We start from the raw sequence: 15,366 nt of genomic DNA on the forward strand, positions 1-15,366 counted from the left end.
ACGCCTTCTCCGAGTCCGTCGGAGTGATCGCAGCGGATCTGCTGACCGAGAAGACGTACGCGGTTCCGGGGATGGGGCAGACGACGGCGCCCCATGACCTCGTGGGCGAAGGCGTCGAAGAATGTGCAGTTACTGTCGGGGCGCGCAAGGCGGGAGCGGCGGGCCGGGCCGGCGACTCGATTGGCACGCTGGTCTGCTCGGAGTTCGAGTGCTCGGTGAACGTGCGTCAGCGCCCGCCGGTCGCGTACATCGGCTTCGATGTCGACGCGGCGCGGGCGGAGCGGATCGCGACGCTGTGGGAGCGCACGATCGGCTTCGTGCGCGAGGTGCTGGGCGTGGCGTGAGGAGCGTCAGCGGCGGGTGGAAGCACGCACGTGCATCCGCTCGCCCTGCCTGCCGAAAAGGCTGAGGAATTCGACCGGCTGCTCATCGGCGCGGCCGAACCAGTGCGGGACGCGAGTGTCGAACTCGGCGGCCTCGCCCGCGGGCAGGACGAGGTCGTGCTCACCCAGGAGCAGACGCAATCGGCCACTGAGGATGTAGAGCCACTCGAAGCCCTCGTGGGTGCGTTGCTGGTCCGGCTCGGGCACCGGGCCGCCCGGGAAGGTGTGCTTGAAAGCTTGCAGTGCGCCCGCGTCGCGGCTGAGCGGCTGGATGATCATCCCGTCCCGCCGTATCGGGCGCCCGTGCACACGCGGGTCCTCGGGGGCGGCGCCGACGAGTTCATCGAGCGGCACTTTCAGGGCGCGAGCGATCGGGAGCAGCAGCTCGAGCGTCGCCCGTCGCCCGCCGCTCTCGAGCCGGGAGAGGGTGCTCGCGGAGATACCGGTCTCGGTGGAGAGGGAGGCGAGAGTGCGGTCGCGGCGGGCGCGGAGTCGGCGCAATCGGGGCCCGACGGCGGCCAGCACCTCGTCGTCGGCGGGGGCGGGAGTGTCATCGTGCATGCGGGAAGCCTGGCACGGGCGGTCCGCGATCGTGCTGGAACGGCACGAGTCCTGGCGGCCACCGGAGCATCGGCGCACGATCGTCAGCATGACCTCCACCGCAACCCACGTCCCCGCCGATGTCCTCATCCTTGGCGCCTCCTTCGCCGGCCTCGCCGCCGCCACCGCGCTCGGCCGCAGCCTCCGCGACGTGCTCGTGGTCGACGGCGGCCCGCCCCGCAACGTGTCCTCGCCCGGGGCGCACAACGTCCTCACCCGCGACGGAACGCCGCCGACCGAGCTGCTGCGCCTCGCACGGACGGAGGCGGAGGGCTACGGTGCGCGGGTGGTCGCAGGCGAGGCGGTGTCCGCCTCCGCGACCGCCGACGGTGTCAGTGCGACGCTCGCCGACGGCACAGTGCTGCGGGCCCGCCGCCTCTTGCTCGCCACCGGCGTCCGCGACCTGCTGCCGTCCATCCCCGGTCTCGCCGAGCGCTGGGGCCGGGACGCGCTGCACTGCCCGTACTGCCACGGCTACGAAGTGCGCGGACAGCGGATTGGCGTGCTCGGCAGCTCGTTCGCCCCGCACCAGGCGCAGATGTTCCGGCAGCTCAGCGAGCGGACCTCGATCCTCCTGAACGGGATAGCGGAGCCGACCGGGGACGAGGCGGTGGCCCTCGCCGCCCGCGGAATTGCGCTCGTGCCGGGTTTGGTCGAGGGGCTTCTCGTCGAGGACGACCGCGTGGTGGGCGTCACGATTGACGGCAGGCCGCATCCGCTCGACGCGGTGGTCGTCGGTCCGCGCATCGAGGGGCGGCTGCCGGCGGGGCTCGGGCTTGAGCTGGTCGAGCACGCGTCAGGAGTCGCACACCACCTCGCCGTGGATCCGATGGGGCGCGCCGGAGTGGCCGGGGTCTACGCCGCGGGCTCGCTGGTCGACCCGATGGCGCAGGTGCTGGCATCCGCCGCCGATGGGGTCCGCGTGGGAGCAGCGATCAATGCCGACCTGATCCAGGAGGAGATCGCGCGGGCTGTGGCCTCCTCCTGACGCTGGGTAGCGCCGCGCAGACCGTGCGCTCCACGAAAGTCCGACGGTCGTTTGGCGCTCAGCGGCGGCGGTACTCCAGCTCGGGGCGACCGGGGGAGCCGTAGCGGGGCGCCCGGTCGGCGACTCCGGAGTCAGCGAGATGCTCGAGGTAGCGCCGCGCCGTCACGCGTGAGATGTCCAGGCGAGTCGCGAGTTCGGCGGCCGAGACTCCGACCGGGCCGAGCAGGGCGGTCACGGCGTCGAGAGTCTCGGCCGAGAGCCCCTTCGCCAGGCCGGGGGCGTTCGAGGTGCGCAGAGCGGCAAACGCGCCGTCCACTTCGTGCTGGCTAGCGACGACGGCTCCGTGCATCCGCTCGCGGAACGCCCGATAGCTGGCGAGCTTGTCGGCGAAGACGCTGAAGACGAATGGCTTGATGAGGTACTGCACGATCCCGGCGGCGACGGAAGCGCGCACAACGGCGGCATCGCGCACCGCGGTGATTGCGATCACGTCGATCTCGAGACCGGCCGCGCGCACGGCCCGGCAAAGGTCGAGCCCGTCCATGTCCGGCAGGTTCATGTCGAGCAGGATGAGCGCGATGCCCGGGTCTGCACGCAGAGCCCGGAATGCCTCCGCTCCGCTGCCGGCGACCGCGGCGACCTCGAAGCCCTCGACGCGACGCACGTAGTCGGCGTGCGCGCTCGCGGTCAACGGCTCGTCCTCGACGACGAGGACGCGGATCACGACGCCACCGGCGCCGGAAGCGGCAGCTGCACGGTGAACACCGCCCCGACGTGGCGCGAGATGTCGACCGTGCCCCCGAGTCGTTCCGCCACCTGCTGCACGAGCGCCAGGCCGATGCCCCGACCGAATGCGTCCGACTCCTTCGTTGAATAGCCGCGGGCGAACACGTCTGCCGCCTCCTCCACTCCGGGGCCACTGTCGGAGACCTGGACCACCAGCTCACCGTCGGCCAGCCCGAGATAGACCTCAACCCACGGCTCCCTTTCGGGGGCGGAGGAGGCGGCCGCGTCGAGAGCGTTGTCGATGAGGTTGCCGAGGACGGTCACCACGTCGCCCGGCTCGAGTCCCTGCGTGCCCGGCTCGAGGTGCGTCTCGAAATGCAACTGCACGCCGCGCTCCCTGGCCTGCGCGGCCTTGCCCAGCAGGAGCGCGGCGATCACCGGCTCCTGCACCGAGCCGAGCACGCGGTCGGCGAGCCGTTGGCTGAGGTTGAGCTCGCCTGCCGCGAAGGTGAGAGCCTCGTCTGGGCGGCCGAGCTCGATCAGTGACGCGATCGTGTGCAGGCGGTTCGAGAACTCGTGGGTTTGCGAGCGCAGGGCGTCCGACAGGGTACGCATCGACTCCAGCTCGCCGCTCACCCGTTGCAGCTCGGTGCGGTCGCGCAGCGTCGTCACCGTGCCCAGCGGGCGGGCGCCGGGGGAGGCGGCGGGCCGCTCGTTCACCACGAGGATCCGCTCGCGCGCCACGACCAGGCGATCGGCGACCGGCCCGTCAGCCTGCAGCAGCTCACGCAGAGCGGGCGGAATGTCGAGTTCGGCGACGGGCACGGGCGTTTGCAGGCCCTCGAGCCCGAGCAGTTCGAGCGCGTGGTCATTGGCCAGCACCAGCCTGCCCCGCTCATCAACGAGCAGCAGGCCCTCGCGGACCGAGTGCAGAACCGACTCGTAGTACGCGAACACTTGGCCCATCTGCTCCGGCCCGCGCCCACCCGTGACCCGGCGGAGGTACCGGGCGAGGAGCCACGAACCGAGCGCGCCGAGGGCCACGGCCGCCGCGGCACCCCAGGCCACGGCCCGCACGCGGGCGGCGAACGAGGCGTCGACCGCCGAGAGCGTGACTCCGGCCGACACCAGCGCGACGACCGAGCCGTCGGCGCTCTGGATCGGAGCGACCGCGCGCACCGAGGGGCCGAGAGTGCCCGTGTAGGTCTCGGTGAACGTCCGGCCGTTCAGCGCGGGCGCGATGGTGCCGCGGAACGGCAGGCCGATCTGGTCACGGTCGCGGTGTGTGTAGCGGGTGCGGTCGGGGGCCATGATCGTGAGGAAGTCGACGCCAGTGTCGGCCATGACCTCCTCGGCGTAGGGCTGGAGGGATGCCGACGGGTCCGCTCCGGTCGCGGCCTCGAGCACGAACGGGTTGTCCGCGACGGTCCGCGTGACGACGAGGCTGCGCTGGGCCGCCTCCTCACTCGCCCGACCGCGAGCATCGATCGTGAGGGCAGCAACAGCCGTGGCGCCGAGCAGCAGGATGCAGAGCAGCTGCACGACGAACAGGCGGGCGGCGATGCTGCCGCGCGGGCCGCGAGCGGTCGGGGTCCTTCGCATCGGCACTCCCTCGGGGACGAGCGCTGGCGGGCGCCTGGCCGTGAACAGTATGTACGCAACGGCGTCGAGCGACGGCGGCGGGGTCACCATCGTTCTACCCCCTCACCTCGACGAAGAGAAGGACACGCTTATGCCCACGACACCCGGTAGACCGGCCGACCGGATGATCCCCGCGGTTACGCCTCCCAAGACCCGCAGGCGGATTGACCGCAACCACTGGCTCTACATCGCCGTGATTATCGCCGTGGTCGCAGGAGTGATCGTCGGCCTCATCGCCCCCGGGTTCGCGGCGACTCTGGAGCCGGTCGGCAAGGCCTTCGTCGGACTGATCAAGATGATGATCGCGCCGATCATCTTCTGCACCATCGTGATCGGCATCGGCTCGATCGCGAAGGCGGCCACGGTCGGTAAGGTCGGCGGCCTGGCCCTCGGCTACTTCATCGTGATGTCGACCTTTGCCCTGGCGATCGGCCTCGTCGTCGGCAACATCCTGCACCCGGGCGAGGGGCTGGACATCTCCAGCGCCACCTACGACACGACCGATCTCAAGGCCGAGAGCACCTCCGACTTCATCCTCGGCATCATCCCCGTCTCGCTGTTCTCGTCATTGGTGGACGGCAGCATCCTGCAGACGCTCTTCGTCGCCCTGCTGGTCGGCTTCGCTCTGCAAAAGATGGGGGCCAAGGGCCAGCCGATCCTCGGCGCGATCAAGCAGCTTCAGGTGCTGATCTTCCGCATCCTCTCGATGGTGCTCTGGGTCGCTCCGATCGGTGCGTTCGGCGCGATCGCGGCGGTCGTCGGCAAGACCGGTTGGGGCGCGGTCGTCGCACTCGCCACTCTGATGGTCGGTTTCTACCTGACCTGCGCGATCTTCGTGGTGGTGATCCTGGGCCTGCTGCTGCGTCTGGTGACCGGCGTGAGCATCTTCTCGCTGATGAAGTACCTGGCGCGCGAATACCTGCTGATCATTGGCACGTCGTCTTCGGAGGCGGCGCTGCCCCGCCTGATCGCGAAGATGGAGCACCTGGGTGTGTCCCAGCCCGTCGTCGGCATTACGGTGCCGACCGGCTACTCCTTCAACCTCGACGGCACCGCGATCTACCTCACGATGGCCTCGCTGTTCATCGCCTCCGCGACCGGTGCGCCCATGTCGGTCCCGGAGCAGATTGGCCTGCTGGTGTTCATGATGATCGCCTCGAAGGGGGCGGCGGGCGTCACCGGTGCGGGCCTAGCCACCCTGGCCGGCGGTTTGCAGTCGTTCCGCCCCGATCTGGTCAACGGCGTCGGCGTGATCGTCGGCATCGACCGGTTCATGTCCGAGGCGCGCGCCGTCACGAACTTCACCGGCAACGCGGTCGCGACGCTGCTGGTCGGCACATGGACGAAGCAGGTTGACGTCGTGCAGCTGCGGGAGGTGCTCGCTGGGCGTCTGCCGTTCGATGAGAGCACCCTCGGCGCGGACGAACACGAGGCGCCGACCGCGGGGACCGCGATCACCGAGCCGGTCACCCCGGACGAGCGTGTGGACCTCCCCAGCCGCCGGTAAAGCGCGCTAGCTGGGGATTCCATCGAGTCGTCGCGAATGGCTGCATTGCCAGAAGAAGGGCAGCCATTCGCGACGAGTCGGACCTCGTTTATGAGACAGGGCTCGGGGCTCAGGGCTCAGGAGCGACGGACTCCGAGCAGGGGGAGCGTGATCGAGCAGAGGGGGCCGATCAGCACTGCGAAGAGGAGGGTGCCGAGGCCCACGTCGCCGCCGAGCAGCCAGCCCAGGATGAGCACGGTCAGCTCGACGCCGGATCGGCCGACCCAGATCGGGAGGCCGGTGCGAGTGTGCAGGCCCAGCATCAGCCCGTCGCGCGGGCCAGGACCGAGGTGCGCGCCGATGTAAATGCCGCTCGCCACCGCGAGCAGCAGCAGCCCGCCGGCGAACAGGAGGCCGCGCGCCCACCACTCCTCAGGTGTCGCGAGCACGTGCAGGCCGACGTCGATCATCGTCCCCACGACCAGCACGTTCAGCACCGTGCCGAGCCCGGGACGCTGCCGGAGCGGGATCCACAGCAGCAGCACGAGCAGGCCGATCGCGTTGGTGAGCAGGCCGATCCCGAGTCCGGTCTGGTGAGCGAGCCCCTGCGCGAAGACCGTCCAGGGGTCCACTCCGATGGCCGCTCGGATCATCATCGCGTCCGCGAATCCATAGAGGACCAGTCCGATCAGTAGCCTCGGCACGGGTCGGAGGCGCCACTGGCTCGCCGGAGGGGCGGCAGCAGCACCAGGAGCGGTGATCGTCATGAGAGACATCCCACCGTGCCAGTGGCCTTCTTCGCGCGGTCCAATCCAGCTACCTTGGACGCATGGCTGATGTCCACTTCGGCGCTCGCGCCCTGCACACCCTCCTCGGCGACTGGCGTGAGCAGCGCGGCACCCGCCCCGCCTACCTCGCGTTAGCCGACCGGATCCGACTCCTGGGCATCGACGGCCGCATCCCCGCGGGTAGCCGCCTTCCCGCCGAGCGCGAGCTCTCGGCCCGCCTCGGGCTCAGCCGCACGACCGTCGCCGCCGCGTACCGCGAGCTGCGCGACAGCGGCTACCTCGTGAGCGTCCGCGGCTCCGGGAGCGTGACCCGTCTCCCCGGAGCGGCCGTGCACGCCGTGCCCACGCTCGCGCCGGACTTCCTCGACTTCACCAGGGCGGCGCTGCCCGCCGTGCCCGAGCTGGCTGAGGCGTACGCCCGTGCGGCCCACCTTGCTCCCGAGCACTTCGACTCGGGCTCCTACGACACGGTCGGCCTGCCCGAACTGCGGCGAGCGATCGCCGAGCGCTACACGGGTCGGGGACTGCGCACCGAACCGGGGCAGATCATGGTGACGATCGGCGCCCAGCACGCGATCGCCCTCGTCGCGCGGACCCTCCTCGCGCGCGGCGACCGTGCGCTGATCGAGGCGCCGACCTACCCGCACGCCTATGAGGCGCTGCGCCTAGCAGGCGCCCGGCTCGTGCCGGTCAACGTCGACGGCGCCGACGGCTGGGACGACGAGGGCCTGATCGCCGCGCTGCGGGGGACCAGCCCGAGCCTCGCCTACCTGATGCCCGACTTCCACAATCCGACCGGCCGCTCGATGGCGCCGGAGTTGCGCGAGCGTGCGATCGCGACGGCGGCCCGGCAGGGCACGCTGATCATCGCCGACGAGACGACGGCCGAGCTCGACATCGACCGGCGGATGACTCCGCTGCCTTTCGCCGCGTATGGGCCGGAAGGGACGGTGCTCTCGATCGGCTCGGTCGGTAAGACGCTGTGGGGAGGCATCCGGATCGGCTGGATCCGCGCCGAGCGGGCGGTGATCCGCAAGCTCGCGCTGGCCCGCTCGGCGACCGATCTCGGCACCCCGATCCTGGAGCAGCTGCTCGTCGCCGACATGCTCCGGCGGATGGACGAGGTGCTCGAGCTGCGCCGTCTCCAGTTGCGGGCTGGCCGTGACCACCTCGAGGCGGCGCTGGCGCGTGCGATCCCGGAGTGGAGTGTGCCGCGGGTCTCGGGCGGCTTGTCGACGTGGGTCGGGCTAGGGCGGCCGGCGAGCTCGCAAGTGGCCCTCGCCGCGCGGACAGCGGGTTTGCTGATCACCGCGGGTCCCCGTTTCGGGATCGATGGCGCCTTCGAGCGCTTCCTCCGCATCCCGATCGGCTACACGCCGGAGGCGACCAACCGGGCTGTGGAGGCGCTGGCATCGGCCTGGGCGCAGGTCGCTCGGCACCCGGCGGCCGACCCTGGGTACCTTGCCGACGTGGTCTGATTCTCGCGGGTCGTCGGGGCCGGGCTCACTTGGCGCAGAATGTCTGCCAGGCGGTCTCGACTGCGGATCGATGCAGAGCGTCGAGGCCCGCCTCATCGCGCTCGCGCTCGGCGGCGACGGTGCTCGGGCAATCGGGGCTCGCGGCGACGCTCTCGGCGTGTTGGAGGGCGGCCACGAGGGAGCCGCCAATGTCATCGAGTTCGGATCGGACGGCACCGAGGTCAGGGGCCGACGTGGGTGCGGCGTCGGGATGCTGCTTCCACTCGTCGAGCAGGCCGCGCTGCACCGTCTTACTCGCCTCGATCTGCGCGCGGAAGACGCGGTGGACGAGCGCAGTGTCGGCGCCCTGCTCCTCGGCACGGCGAACGGCGTCGTCGATCACGACTTCCTCGCGGTGCGGATCGTCAACGGGCGTGCCGCTGAGCCACTTCGAGCGGGCCACCGGATCGGCCAGGGCGATCCGTCGAACGATCAGCGCCCCCGTGTCGCTGAGCCCGCCCCCGTCGTCGGGCGCTCCCGTGGCGTTGGCGGACTGGGAGAGAGCGAAGCCTGCGCCCACCGAGGCTGCGATCAGGAGGGCGGCGACGGCGATGATGAGCCGGCGGTGGCGGGGGATGGCAGTATCGCTCACGGCGATCACTCCTCTCGAATGGCGACAAACCATCATTGCCAGACGGCCGCCCCGCGTCGAGTGCGCGCCATCGCCGCACCGCGACTCGCGCCCCCGCAGCTCTGGCCGCCTCGCTCACGAGGTGTGCCCCCCGCGCCAAGGCGTGAGAGGGTTTTCTCCCGCGGCGCCGCGATCGGGCGGCGCGTACCGCCCCCTCCGGAAGGCCGCCGCCATGACTCCCGACTCCCGCTTCGACTCCCGCCTGACCGACGCCGACGTCACCGTCCTCGCGCTCGACGGCAGCCCGCGTGCCGACGTCGAGGTGACAATAGCCCAGCGCCGCCACGCCTTCGCCTTCGGCTGCACGCCGCCCAGCATCGACCCCGCTCGGGCCGAGGAGCGCACGCTCTGGCTCGACCTCTTCGACACGGCGACCGTCCCCGTCTACTGGGGCCGCTTCGAGCCCGAGCGTGGGCACACCGAGAAGGAAGCGGTGCTCGCCGAGGCGCGCGCCCTCGCCGCCGAGGGCGTCCGACTCAAGGGCCACCCGCTGGTCTGGCACTTCGTGAAACCCGAGTGGCTCGACGCGTTGCCTCTGGAGGAGGCGGAGCGGCTTCTCCGCGCCCGCATCCGCCGCGAGGTCGGTGATTTCGCCGGGTTGATCGACACCTGGGACGCGATCAACGAGGTCGTGATCATGCCGCGCTTCGCGAACGAGCCGGACGGCGTGACCAACGCTGTGACGCGCCTCGCCCAGGAGAAGGGGCGCGTGGGGATGATCGAGCTCGCCCTGTCGGAGGCGCGCAGCCTCGGCACCGCGCCGCTGCTCGTGCTCAACGACTTCGATCTCGGGCCTGAGTACGAGCGGCTGATCGAGGACGTGCTGGAGGCCGGCATCCGCCCGGACGCCATTGGCCTGCAGTCCCACATGCACCAGGGGTTCCGCGGGGAAGAGCAGATCGCCGCGATCTGCGACCGGTTCGCGCGCTTCGGCCTGCCGCTGCACTGGACCGAGACAACTCTCGTCTCGGGCGAGCTGATGCCGCCCGACATCGAGGACCTCAACGACCACGTTGTCGAGGACTGGCCGAGCACCGCCGAGGGTGAGGCGCGGCAGGCGGACGAGATGGTGCGGCACTACGAGACGCTGGTCGCTCATCCGGCCGTCGAAGCGATCACCTACTGGGGGTTTGACGACGCGGGAGCCTGGCTCGGCGCGCCAGGCGGGTTCCTCCGTCGCGACGGTAGCCAGAAGCCCGCCTATGCGGCCCTGCGTTCGCGGATCCGTGGTGACTGGTGGCTCGAGCCGACCGCGCTGCGCACCGACGAGCAGGGGCGGATCGCAGTCCGGGCCTTCGCCGGCGACTTCACGCTGACGACCGGCGGAGCGAGCGCCGACGTGACGCTCCCGGCGGGACCGTCGACCGCAACTGTGCGCCTGGCCTGAGACGCGGTGCCCCGTCCAACACTCAGTCGGCTGATGGAAGACTCCTAGGGTGCATCTCCTCGCGGTCCTCAGCATGAAGAACCGGGCCCTCATCGCGCTCGTCACCGTCGTCATCGCCGTGTTCGGAGGCGTCGCCCTGACCGGGCTCAAGCAGGAGCTCGCTCCGTCGATCTCCTTTCCGCAGCTCGCCGTCGTCACCTCGTATCCGGGAGCCGCTCCGGAGGTGGTCAACGACGACGTCTCGACGCCGATCGAGACCGCGATTCAGGGCGTGCCGGGACTCGAGACCACGAGCGCGACCTCGTCAACGAACTCGTCGCTGATCTCGGCCTCGTTCACCTACGGCACTGACCTGGCGACCGCCGAGCAAAAGATCCTGCAGGCGATCAACCGAATCAGGACTGCGCTCCCGGACGGTGTGGATCCGCAGGTGGTTACCGGCTCCTTCGATGACCTGCCGGTGCTCCAGCTTGCCGTCTCGAGTGACGGGGACGCGGATGCGCTCGCCGAGCGGCTGCGCACGAGCGTCATCCCCGATCTCGAGAAGGTCGACGGAGTGCGCGAGGTGGCCCTCGTCGGCGAGAGCGCCCAGCGCGTGACGATCACCCCCGATGACGCGGCTCTCGCGGCGGCCGGAGTGTCGGTGAGCGACATCCGCACCGCTCTGCAACAGAACGGCGTGCTCGTCGCCGGCGGGCAGATCACGCAGGACGGCTCGACCTTCTCGGTGCAATCGGGTGTGAAGCTCGACTCGACCGACGCGATCGCGGCGCTGCCGCTGCTGCGCTCGGGCGGAGGATCGGCGTCGGCCGGTGCCGCCGCCGTCGTCCCCACCCTGACCACGCTCGGCTCGGTCGCGAGCGTCGCCGTCACGGACGCCCCGGTCACCTCGATCTCGCGCGTGAACGGCCAGCTGGCGCTCACCCTCTCGATCACCAAGCTTCCCGCCGCCAATACGGTTGACGTCTCCACCGGCGTGAGGGCGCTGCTGCCCGACCTCGAGGCCTCGATCGGCGACAACGCGACCTTCACCTCGGTCTTCGACCAGGCGCCCTACATTCAGGAGTCGATCGCCTCCCTCGCGCAAGAGGGCGCCCTGGGCCTCGTCTTCGCCGTGCTGGTGATCCTCCTGTTCCTGCTGTCGGTGCGCTCGACGCTGGTCACCGCGATCTCGATCCCCACCTCGGTGCTCATCACGTTCATTGGCTTGCAGACTGCTGGCTACACGCTCAACATCCTCACCCTCGGCGCGCTGACCATTGCGATCGGCCGCGTCGTGGACGACTCCATCGTCGTGATCGAGAACATCAAGCGGCACCTCGACGCGGGAGAGGAGCGGGCCGCCACCATCGTGACCGCCGTGCGCGAGGTCGCCGGAGCGATCACCGCCTCCACGATCACGACGGTCGCGGTGTTCCTGCCGATCTCATTCGTCGGCGGCACCACGGGCGAGCTGTTCCGGCCGTTCGCGCTGACCGTGTCGATCGCGCTCCTCGCCTCGCTGGTTGTGGCGCTGACGATCGTGCCTGTGCTCGCCTACTGGTTCCTGCGCCCCTCGAAGCGGCCGGCGGTTCGCCAGGCTGCGCAGGCGGCGCTCGCCGAGGAGCGTTCGGCCGCGGGCGAGAGTGTCGCCCCGGTCGCCGAGGCCCCGCACCACGGCGCCCACGCCGGACCGCGCCGGGCCCGCGGGCTCCAGTCCGTGTACGGACCGATCATCCACTGGACGCTGAAGCACTCGGTCGTGACCGTCCTGCTCGCGCTTCTCGTGCTCGTTGGGACCGGCGCGCTCTACCCGCTGATGAAGACCAACTTTCTCGGCTCCAGCGGCCAGAACACCTTCACCGTGACCCAGACCGTCCCGGTCGGCCAGAGCCTCGATGCGCAGGACGCGACCGCCCAGCAGGCCAGTTCAGCGATTCTCGATGTGAGCGGAGTCGAGACGGTGCAGCTCACCATCGGCTCCGCCGGCGGGTTGCAGAGCGCGTTCGGTGGCGGCGGGGGAGGCGCGACCTCGATCCGCTACTCCGTCACCACCGACGAGTCGGCGGACCAGGAGGCGGTTCAGGCCGACGTGCGCGAGGCCCTTGAGGGCGTCGCCTCGGCCGACGACATCAGTGTCGCCGCCTCCTCCGGCTTCGGCGCCTCCTCCAACATCGAGGTCGACCTCACCACGGCGTCACAGAGTGACTTGCAGAGCGGGAACGACCAGCTCCTCGCCGCGCTGCGCGGGACCGACGGGATCAGCCAGGCCGAAAGCAACCTCTCCTCCTCCCTGCCCTACATCGCGGTGCGCGTCGACCGCGACGCGGCCGCCCGCGCCGGGCTCAGCGAGGTCGCCCTCGGCACCCTGGTAAGCCAGGCTCTCCAGCCGACCGAGGTCGGCAGCGTCGTGATCGACGATCGGACGCTCTCGATTTACCTCGCCGACGCGCAGCCGCCCGCGACCGTCGACGAGCTTCGGGGCCTTGAGGTGCCGACCCTGGCCGGAACCGTGGCGCTCTCGAGTCTTGCCACCGTCGAGCAGACCGACGGGCCCGCGAGCATCACCACCGAGCGCGGCCAGCGTACGGCCACGATCACCGTCACTCCGGAGGGCGATGACCTGGCCTCGGCGAACGCAGCGGTGCAGAACGCGATCGACGCGACGTCGCTGCCGGCCGGCGTCGACGCCTCCCTCGGTGGAGTCACGGCGGACCAGGCCGACGCGTTCTCGCAGCTCGGCATCGCCCTGCTGGTGGCGATCCTGATTGTCTACGTCGTGATGGTCGCGACCTTCCGCTCGCTGCTGCAGCCGCTGCTCCTGCTCGTCTCGGTGCCGTTCGCGGCGACCGGGGCCATCCTTCTGCAGGTTGTTACCGGTGTGCCGCTGGGCGTGCCCTCGCTGATCGGCGTGCTGATGCTGATCGGCATTGTGGTGACGAATGCGATCGTGCTTGTCGACCTGGTGAACCAGTACCGCGACCGGGGGATGCCGGTGCGGGAGGCGTTGCTGCATGGCACCGAACGGCGGCTTCGCCCCATCCTGATGACCGCCCTCGCGACGATCTTCGCGCTGCTGCCGATGGCACTCGGGATCACCGGCCACGGCGGCTTCATCTCGCAGCCGCTGGCCATCGTCGTGATCGGCGGCCTGGTGTCCTCGACGGTGCTGACGCTGGTCGTCCTGCCCGTCGTCTACAACCTGGTTGAGGGGTATCGTGAGCGGCGGCGTGCCGTCCGCGCCGGGAAGGCGTCGGCATGACGGACATCAGGGACTCGGTCGAGACGGTCGGCTCGCGCTGGCACAGCGGACCGGAGCGCGCCGCCGCGGTGCTCGCCGAGGTCGGCCCGGAGCGCTTCGTCGCCCGGGATCACCGGCCGGGGACGCTCCGGCACATCGTCCTGATCCGCTTCCGCCCGACCGCGCTGGTGGCTGAGGCCGACGAGGTCGTCCGACGCTTCCTCGCGCTCGCCCACGAGTGTGTGCGCGACGGCCATCCCTACATCGTGTCGATCGAGACCGGTCCGCAGCTGAGCACCGAGGGCGCTGGCGAGGGCTTCGACCGCGCATTCCTGCTGACCTTCACGTCAGAGGGCGACCTGAACTACTACCTCGGGCGACCTGCCGTCGAGGCTCCCGAGCTCTACGATCCCGCGCACGACGCGTTCAAGGAGTTCGTCGGACCGTTCGTCGACACCGCGGGCATCGTGGCGTTCGACTTCCGGCCAGAACCGCACTGATGGCGACGCCCGACTTCATCCTGCGTCTGCGCGAGCTGATCGGGACCGAGATGCTCTGGCTCACCGGCGTGACTGCCGTGATCGTCCGTGAGGTGCCGTCGCGACAGGTCCTGCTCGTGCGGCGCGCAGACACCGGTGCCTGGACCGCGGTGACGGGGATCATCGATCCGGGGGAGACGGTCGCGGGCACCGCTCGCCGCGAGGCGCAGGAGGAGGCAGGTGTCGAGATCGAGGTCGAGCGGCTCGTGCAGGTGCACACTCTCCCGACGATGCAGTACCCGAACGGCGACCGCTGCCAGTTCCTCGACCATGTGGTCCTCTGTCGGTGGGTGTCGGGCGACGCTCACGTGGCCGACGACGAGTCGACCGAGGTTGGCTGGTTCACTCCGGGCGCGCTGCCGCCGATGTCGGACGATCATCGGGCGCCGATCGAGCTGGCCCTCTCGGACGAGCCGGGCTGCTCGCTCGACTAAGCACCGCGATCAGGGGGTGCGGGGCGCCTTCTGCAGCCGCACCAGGACCACGCCGGCGAGGATCAGCACACCGCCCGCGAACTGGATCGGCGCGGGCAGCTCTCCGAGGAGCAGCCACGCCGCGCACATCGAGAACAGCACCTCGGTCAGGCCGACGAAGGAGGCGATCCGGGTGCCCAGCCGAGTGCCGCCCGCGACTCCGAGCAAATAGGCCAGCACCGTCGACATGCCGAGGATGACCGCGGCGGGCAGCAGCCAGGGCACGTTGTTCCCCAGGAAGACGACCTGGTCGAACGTCGCGCGGAGCGGAGTGACTCCGACCGCGCCCAGGAGGGACAGGATCACGGCACCGACCGTCATCGCGCCCGCCGTCAACGCAATCGACGGCAACTCCGGATCGACGCGGCCCGCGACGACGTAGTAGACGCAGAGGCCGAGCGACGCGGTCAGCGCCCAGGCGATCCCGATGAGCTCGGGCGTCGACTCGCCGGCGAGATCCAGCACGAGCACCAGGCCGGCGAGTGCGAGCGCAGAGCCGGCGAGCGTGAAGCGGCCGGGGTGCCTCCGGGTACGCGCCCAGGAAAAGAGGACCAGGAAGACCGGCGCGAGATACTCGATCAGCAGCGCGATGCCCACAGACATGTGCTCGATCGCGCTGTAGAAGCAGAGCTGCACGGCAATCACGGCAAAGACTCCGTAGAGCCCGATCGTGCCGAGGTTGCGTCGCAGCACGTGCCAGCGTCCGCGGAGGGAGACGATGGCCGGGATCGCGAGGATGACGGCGGCCCCGCCCGTCCGCCAGAGCACCGCGGCCGCAGGAGTCCAGCCCGCCTCCAGCAGCGGCTTGACGAAGGGCCCGCCGAGGCCGAACGCGGCGGCGGCGGCCAGCGCGAGCAGCACGCCGGAGCCGAGTCGACGCGAGGGCTCGGGCGTGGTGGAAGGTAGCGTGACGGTGGCGGTGCTCTCGACGGTCATGACGGCTCCTTCAGGAGTCAAAACGATTACACTCGTGACGGCGAGCTGTTC

The 15,366-nt window shown here is 70.4% G+C and carries 14 protein-coding genes; 8 read left to right on the forward strand and 6 right to left on the reverse strand.

Going from position 1 to position 15,366, the window contains the following annotated elements; translation table 11 throughout:
• Window positions 1-23: 23 nt before the first annotated feature.
• On the forward strand, window positions 24-344 hold the full coding sequence (locus HRF29_RS12500; RefSeq protein ID WP_343043739.1) for an FBP domain-containing protein: 321 nt from the start codon (window positions 24-26) through the stop codon (window positions 342-344).
• A gap of 6 nt (window positions 345-350) precedes the next feature.
• On the opposite strand, the gene HRF29_RS12505 is transcribed toward HRF29_RS12500, so the two are convergent.
• Window positions 351-944 carry a helix-turn-helix domain-containing protein gene (locus HRF29_RS12505; protein ID WP_173249160.1) on the reverse strand — a complete coding sequence of 198 codons (594 nt, stop codon included), beginning with the start codon at window positions 942-944 and terminating at the stop codon, window positions 351-353.
• A gap of 88 nt (window positions 945-1,032) precedes the next feature.
• Between HRF29_RS12505 and HRF29_RS12510 the strand changes: the two genes are divergently transcribed.
• Window positions 1,033-1,971: an NAD(P)/FAD-dependent oxidoreductase gene (locus HRF29_RS12510; protein ID WP_173249161.1), complete on the forward strand. Its 939-nt coding sequence runs from the start codon at window positions 1,033-1,035 to the stop codon at window positions 1,969-1,971.
• A 58-nt stretch (window positions 1,972-2,029) separates the two neighbouring features.
• Here the strand turns inward: HRF29_RS12510 and HRF29_RS12515 are convergent, their stop codons facing one another.
• The gene (locus tag HRF29_RS12515; RefSeq protein WP_173249162.1) at window positions 2,030-2,695 is read right to left on the reverse strand and encodes a response regulator; all 666 of its coding nucleotides are present in this window, start codon (window positions 2,693-2,695) and stop codon (window positions 2,030-2,032) included.
• Window positions 2,692-4,299: a sensor histidine kinase gene (locus HRF29_RS12520; RefSeq protein WP_173249163.1), complete on the reverse strand. Its 1,608-nt coding sequence runs from the start codon at window positions 4,297-4,299 to the stop codon at window positions 2,692-2,694. The genes HRF29_RS12515 and HRF29_RS12520 overlap by 4 nt, the downstream gene beginning before the upstream one ends.
• 163 nt (window positions 4,300-4,462) lie before the next feature.
• Here HRF29_RS12520 and HRF29_RS12525 point away from each other — a divergent pair, with 163 nt between their 5' ends.
• Window positions 4,463-5,845 carry a cation:dicarboxylate symporter family transporter gene (locus HRF29_RS12525; RefSeq protein ID WP_173249216.1) on the forward strand — a complete coding sequence of 461 codons (1,383 nt, stop codon included), beginning with the start codon at window positions 4,463-4,465 and terminating at the stop codon, window positions 5,843-5,845.
• A gap of 116 nt (window positions 5,846-5,961) precedes the next feature.
• On the opposite strand, the gene yczE is transcribed toward HRF29_RS12525, so the two are convergent.
• Window positions 5,962-6,591: a membrane protein YczE gene (yczE, locus tag HRF29_RS12530; protein WP_425503133.1), complete on the reverse strand. Its 630-nt coding sequence runs from the start codon at window positions 6,589-6,591 to the stop codon at window positions 5,962-5,964.
• Between the two features lie 62 nt (window positions 6,592-6,653).
• Here yczE and yczR point away from each other — a divergent pair, with 62 nt between their 5' ends.
• Window positions 6,654-8,090 carry a MocR-like transcription factor YczR gene (gene yczR / locus HRF29_RS12535; protein WP_173249164.1) on the forward strand — a complete coding sequence of 479 codons (1,437 nt, stop codon included), beginning with the start codon at window positions 6,654-6,656 and terminating at the stop codon, window positions 8,088-8,090.
• A gap of 25 nt (window positions 8,091-8,115) precedes the next feature.
• On the opposite strand, the gene aroQ is transcribed toward yczR, so the two are convergent.
• On the reverse strand, window positions 8,116-8,721 hold the full coding sequence (aroQ, locus tag HRF29_RS12540) for a gamma subclass chorismate mutase AroQ (RefSeq protein WP_173249165.1): 606 nt from the start codon (window positions 8,719-8,721) through the stop codon (window positions 8,116-8,118).
• A gap of 211 nt (window positions 8,722-8,932) precedes the next feature.
• On the opposite strand from aroQ, the gene HRF29_RS12545 reads away from it, so the two are divergent.
• The 4 genes from HRF29_RS12545 to HRF29_RS12560 are packed head-to-tail and all read left to right on the forward strand — an operon-like array spanning window position 8,933 to window position 14,340.
• Window positions 8,933-10,147, forward strand: coding sequence for an endo-1,4-beta-xylanase (locus HRF29_RS12545; RefSeq protein WP_173249166.1), 1,215 nt, complete (start codon window positions 8,933-8,935; stop codon window positions 10,145-10,147).
• A gap of 49 nt (window positions 10,148-10,196) precedes the next feature.
• On the forward strand, window positions 10,197-13,388 hold the full coding sequence (locus HRF29_RS12550) for an efflux RND transporter permease subunit (RefSeq protein WP_173249167.1): 3,192 nt from the start codon (window positions 10,197-10,199) through the stop codon (window positions 13,386-13,388).
• Complete coding sequence (locus HRF29_RS12555; protein ID WP_173249168.1) at window positions 13,385-13,867, forward strand: Dabb family protein; 483 nt, start codon at window positions 13,385-13,387, stop codon at window positions 13,865-13,867. Before HRF29_RS12550 ends, HRF29_RS12555 begins: the two co-directional genes overlap by 4 nt.
• On the forward strand, window positions 13,867-14,340 hold the full coding sequence (locus HRF29_RS12560; protein WP_173249169.1) for an NUDIX hydrolase: 474 nt from the start codon (window positions 13,867-13,869) through the stop codon (window positions 14,338-14,340). Before HRF29_RS12555 ends, HRF29_RS12560 begins: the two co-directional genes overlap by 1 nt.
• Window positions 14,341-14,349: 9 nt before the next feature.
• Here HRF29_RS12560 and HRF29_RS12565 read toward each other — a convergent pair whose 3' ends face one another.
• Window positions 14,350-15,315: an EamA family transporter gene (locus HRF29_RS12565; RefSeq protein ID WP_173249170.1), complete on the reverse strand. Its 966-nt coding sequence runs from the start codon at window positions 15,313-15,315 to the stop codon at window positions 14,350-14,352.
• Window positions 15,316-15,366 lie beyond the last annotated feature (51 nt).

The organism is Rathayibacter agropyri (genome assembly GCF_013249015.1).
GTDB classification, from domain to species: domain Bacteria; phylum Actinomycetota; class Actinomycetes; order Actinomycetales; family Microbacteriaceae; genus Rathayibacter; species Rathayibacter agropyri.